Source organism: Streptomyces muensis, from assembly GCF_021474425.1.
Classification (GTDB): domain Bacteria; phylum Actinomycetota; class Actinomycetes; order Streptomycetales; family Streptomycetaceae; genus Streptomyces; species Streptomyces muensis.
In genome coordinates this window covers 1-1620 of the sequence record NZ_JAKEIP010000558.1, presented here as the reverse complement: position 1 = coordinate 1620, position 1620 = coordinate 1, and the positions used below count along the sequence as shown (strand labels likewise).

Annotated in this window: 2 protein-coding genes; one reads left to right on the top strand and one right to left on the bottom strand. The window is 71.7% G+C overall.

From position 1 onward, the window contains the following. The coding region (locus L0P92_RS44310) for a LysR family transcriptional regulator (RefSeq protein WP_234768791.1) at nt 1-548 on the bottom strand (548 nt) is incomplete at its 3' end. 97 nt (nt 549-645) lie between these two features. Between L0P92_RS44310 and L0P92_RS44305 the strand changes: the two genes are divergently transcribed. Next, nucleotides 646-1476 (top strand): oxidoreductase, encoded by an 831-nt coding sequence (locus L0P92_RS44305; protein WP_234768790.1) that lies wholly within the window; start codon nt 646-648, stop codon nt 1474-1476. Nucleotides 1477-1620 lie beyond the last annotated feature (144 nt).

Sequence of the window (1620 nt, the reverse complement as noted above, 5' to 3'; positions counted from 1 at the left end):
CCCCCCCCCCCCCCCCCCTTTTCAACCACAAGCCGCAATACGAGATGATATAACAGGTCTCGGTGGCTCGGTGTTGTGTATAAGAGACAGCGCCAGACGAAGGCGACGTCGGCGGTGCCGTCCGCGAGGCCCGCCGTCGGGTCCTCCCAGCTCACCTGACGCAGCCGCAGCGCGGTGTCCGGGTGGGCGGCGGTGAAGCGGGAGCGGATCGCCGGGAGCAGGCCGCCGCGGCCCGGGCTGGTGCTCATCCCCACCACCAGCGTGCCGCGCGCCGCCGCGCGGGCCGCCTCCAGCGCCGCGGACCCCGCAGACCAGGCGTCCAGCACCTGCCGCGCATACGGCAGCAGCACGGTCCCGGCGTCGGTCAGCCGCACGCCCCGCGGATCGCGCCGGAACAGGTCGACGCCCAACTGCCGCTCCAGCGCCCGTACCTGCTTGCTGAGCGCGGGCTGAGAGACGTACAGCTGCTCGGCCGCGCGGGTGAAATGCAGTTCCTCGGCCACCGCCACGAAGTAGCGCAGGTCGCGCACATGAACGTCCATGGTCATAACCATCGGCTATCGGCGTGGGTCTTGGACGGGCGACCACCGCCCGCCGCAGGCTGGGCAGCAGGCCGATACGACGAAGCGACCATGAGGAGCTGTCATGAACAAGGTGTGGCTGATCACCGGCGCGACCAGCGGTTTCGGACGGGCGCTCGCGGAGACGGCGCTCGCCGAGGGCGACGTGGTGGTCGGCGCGGCACGGCGCCCCGAGGGTCTTGACGACCTGGTGGCCGCGCACCCCGACCAGGTGGAGGCGCTGCGGCTGGACGTCACGGAGACGGGGGCCGCGGAGGCCGCCGTACAGGACGTCGTCGCGCGGCACGGGCGGATCGACGTCCTGGTCAACAACGCGGGCCGCACCCACGTCGGCGCCTTCGAGGAGACGACCGAGCGGGAGCTGCGCGAGCTGTTCGACGTGCATGTCTTCGGGCCGGCCGCCCTGACCCGGGCCGTACTGCCGCACATGCGCGAGCGCCGCTCCGGGGCGATCGTGCAGATGAGCAGCATGGGCGGGCAGATGTCCTTCGCGGGCTTCTCGGCGTACAGCGGCACGAAGTTCGCCCTGGAGGGCCTGTCCGAGGGCCTCGCCGACGAGGTCGCCGAGTACGGCATCAAGGTGCTGATCGTCGAGCCGGGTTCCTTCCGCACGGCACTGTTCGAGACCGGCCGGAAGGGATCCAGCACGGACAGTGGCCTGTACGCCAAGGTGGCACGGACCCGCGAGTCCGTCTCGGCGGGCGACGGCGCCCAGCCGGGTGACCCGGCGAAGGCGGCGGCCCTGATCCGGGCCGCCCTGGAGGCCGAGCGGACCCCGCTGCGGTTGCCCCTGGGCGACGACGGGGTCACGGCCGTCCTCGGCCATCTGGACCAGGTGCGCGAGGACGTCGCGGCGTGGGAGAAGTCGACGCGGGCCACGGGGTTCGACGACTGACGCCGTTCCGACCGCCGTTGCGTTCAGCTCGAAAAGCGGGGACAGGCCGCGACGCCATGTCGACGGCCTGTCCCTCGTTCAGCTCAGGAAGCGGTCACCAGCAGAGCCTGCTGAGAACGTGGGAGTCGCACACCGTTGTGGGGG